At 41.6% G+C, this 3,281-nt stretch carries 4 protein-coding genes; all 4 read right to left on the reverse strand.

The window, feature by feature from the left end; genetic code table 11:
- A partial coding sequence (locus tag ABYD77_RS18395) for an ABC transporter permease (RefSeq protein WP_372771548.1) occupies window positions 1–660 on the reverse strand: 660 nt, incomplete at its 3' end.
- Between the two features lie 11 nt (window positions 661–671).
- On the reverse strand, window positions 672–1,373 hold the full coding sequence (locus ABYD77_RS18400; protein ID WP_372771549.1) for an ABC transporter ATP-binding protein: 702 nt from the start codon (window positions 1,371–1,373) through the stop codon (window positions 672–674).
- Window positions 1,374–1,414: 41 nt separating this feature from the next.
- Window positions 1,415–2,671 carry an efflux RND transporter periplasmic adaptor subunit gene (locus tag ABYD77_RS18405; protein ID WP_372771550.1) on the reverse strand — a complete coding sequence of 419 codons (1,257 nt, stop codon included), beginning with the start codon at window positions 2,669–2,671 and terminating at the stop codon, window positions 1,415–1,417.
- Between the two features lie 179 nt (window positions 2,672–2,850).
- The coding region (locus ABYD77_RS18410; RefSeq protein ID WP_372771551.1) for a DNA topoisomerase at window positions 2,851–3,281 on the reverse strand (431 nt) is incomplete at its 5' end.

A 3,281-nucleotide genomic window follows, 5' to 3' on the forward strand; every position in this document is an offset into this window, starting at 1 on the left:
ACCTTCTTTTAGTACACCGTAAACTGCTACGAAGTTAGAATCTTCTCTTGCAATACCTTGGCTTTCAACTTTAAAAGGCATATACATTTGTGCAAAGTCAGGAAAACGATAACCTGGCTCTGTTACCCCTACCACTGTATGGTTTTTACCATCGATACGAACTTTTTGACCGACGATTGTTGGGTCTGACGCAAACATTTCACGCCATACTAAATCACCTAACACCACCACACGCTCATTGCTAGTAGAGTCAGCTTTTGTAAATAAGCGACCAAGCGCTGGTTTTGCCTCTGAAACTTTAAAGAATTCTTCACTTACAAAGTGTGATGAATAGCGAATAGCACGGTCACTGGTTGAGACGGTTACAGTGTAAGTATCGTAAGCATCTAGAAACTCAAAGCTGGTTTGTTGATTTACAATGTCCAAGTATTCTTGGTAACGCACCGAAGTACCATCATACGCCACACCGTTTACTACCGTTGTCACTTTGCGTAAACGCTCGCCATTTTCAAGTGGAATCGTGCCGCTTAACGTATTGAAAATAAAGCTGAACATATAAATGCATAAGCTTAAACCAATGGTCATAACAAAGGTGGTTAGCGCTGCAAAGCGTGGGTTTTTAAGCATCCCTCGCACAGCATATAAAATATCGTCTAACATGGCATTTCTCCTTATGCGACTGCAACTTGCGTTTCAGTATCGCCAACAATGCGACCATCAAATACTTCCACAATGCGTTCAGCACGTTTTGCACCACGCGGGTCGTGAGTAACCATACAAATGGTGGTGCCCTCTGCATGTAATTTGTCTAGCAACGCCATTACTAGCTCTGCATTTTTCGAATCAAGGTTACCGGTTGGTTCATCCGCAAGAATAATTGAAGGGTTGCCAACAATGGCACGCGCTACAGCTACACGTTGCTGCTGACCACCTGAAAGTTGCGCCGGGTAATGTTTTGCTCTGTGGCTCATATCAACTTTTTCTAGCGCCGCCAGCGCCATTTGCTTACGCTCTGCTTTACTTAAGTCTTTACGATAAGTTAGAGGCAAAGTAACGTTTTCTTCAACCGTTAAATCGCTAATCAGGTTAAACGACTGAAATACAAAACCAATTTCTTTGTTACGAATATACGCGCGCTGTTTGTGATCAAGCCCTGCGACCTGATGACCATTTAATTCAAAACTGCCACCCGAGCAGGTATCCAGTAAACCTAAAATTGATAGCAAGGTTGATTTACCACAACCTGAAGGGCCTGAAATTGATACGTACTCGCCTTGTTTAATATCTAAATTAATCTCGCTTAGTGCGTGAGTTTCAACTTCATCGGTAGCAAATACTTTTTTTAGGTTTGTTAGTTTAATTAATGTATTCATATGATTATTCCTTCAAAATTCGTTATTAATGAGACTTTGGATTAGTTAAGCGCAACACGTGCATGACGTGAAAATTCGCTTTGCTCAGAGATGACCACCTGATCACCCACGGCTAATCCAGTTACAATTTCTATTTCGGTACTTGATGCTTTACCGTAGGTCACCGCTACTTTTTCAGCGTAACGGCCATTTTCAACCAGTTTAAAAGCACTTAGGGTGCGCTCAGCTTGCGAAAATGCAGGGCGACGTACAAATAAGGTGTTACTTTTTTTAGCCACTATGATGTCGCCATCAACAGAAAGATCGGGGCGCGCTTCTTGTGGTAATGGTGTTTCAAGCTCAACATCCACTTGCACTGTACCTTCTACAACTGCAGGGTCGATGCGTTTCACTGTGCCCATAATGGTGTTAAAGCGGGTATCAATCGATACACTCTGGCCAAGCGCGATAGCGGATGCTTTAAGCTCTGGGATTTTTAATTCAGCAATTAAATCATCTTGCTTAGCAAATTTTGCAACATTACTACCAAGCGATACTCGCTGACCTAATTCAAGCGGCATGGCCTGTAAAATACCTGAGACTGGCGCCAATACTTTTAGTGATGCAAGTTGAAATTCGGCACGCTCAATGGTTTTGTTTAGCTTTTCCAAACGTGCTTGCTGCGCGGTAAGGTTTGCCTTTAAATTTTCACCGAGTTGCATTTCACGACGTTTATCAATCGCAAGGGTTTCTTTTAACTGTGACACAGTTAATTTTGAGCTTTCGTAATCAAGGCGAGACACCGTTGCGTTGCCTTTTTGAATTAATTGCTCTTCTGCTTGCAAACGCATATTTGCTTTATCAAACGCCATTTTGGTTTGCAGTAAGCTTGCCTGCATATCCAGTAATTTGGTTTGTTGGCTTACTTTTAGTGCAGCTAGTTCAGCTTCAAGCGCTGTGCGCTCCCACTGTAACTCTTCCACTTTTTGCTTTAGTTCAGGGTTAGCAAGCTCCACAATTAAGTCGCCTTGATTAACCGCTGCACCTGGCTTCATAAGAATTTTTTCGACTTTACCTTCAACATTACTGGCAACCCAGCACACATCGCGTGGCGATAATACACCGTGACCCGATACCTTAATTGTAAATTCACCAGCTTTCACTTCTGCTGTAAGAAGGTTTGAACGTTTAACCGTTGCACTTGCAAAATCCACTTGCGCAACACCATAAACAGCGCCTGCAAAAAGTGCAGCTGCCATTGAAAATACTACTGCTTTCTTTTTGTAAAACGGTGTTTTTTTAGTTTTGATAATGTCCATTTTAAATGCCTAACCTGTTTGCATTGGTAATAGACCTATATCAAAGAGCGTGCCAAACAATAAAAACCAATATTAACAATAGGTTATAGTAAATTGACAATTTTAAGCTTTTTACTACATCCCACTTTTGGGATGACTTTTAAAAAACCACATCCCAAAAGTGGGATGTGACTTTTTACTTAACTGGTTGTTTTTGCTTTGCGTTTATAACGGCGCTTAAACGGTTTTTGTTTTGGCGGGGGTAAATGATTAAAGCCACTAACAGGTGTTTTACAGGCAAGTTCAATATGCCCTTGTAGCTCATTAAGCAGTGGTGACATAAAACTAGTATAACTACCATGCTTTTCGGCAATTTGCGTTAATTGCGACTCCCACAGTGCAGTCATATCAGGTTTTGTTAATTTTTCAGGCAATACATTAATTAGAGCTTTACCGGTTTCGGTGGCTAATATGTGTTTTCCTTGGCGCTGTAAAAAGCCGCGTTTAAATAGTAATTCAATAATGCCAGCGCGTGTGGCCTCGGTGCCTAGACCATCTGTTTCACGCAAGATTTTTTTAATTTCAGCATCGTCTACATAGCGCGCAATACCGGTCATGGCACTCAATAAAC

Source organism: Pseudoalteromonas sp., assembly GCF_041629635.1.
GTDB lineage: Bacteria > Pseudomonadota > Gammaproteobacteria > Enterobacterales > Alteromonadaceae > Pseudoalteromonas.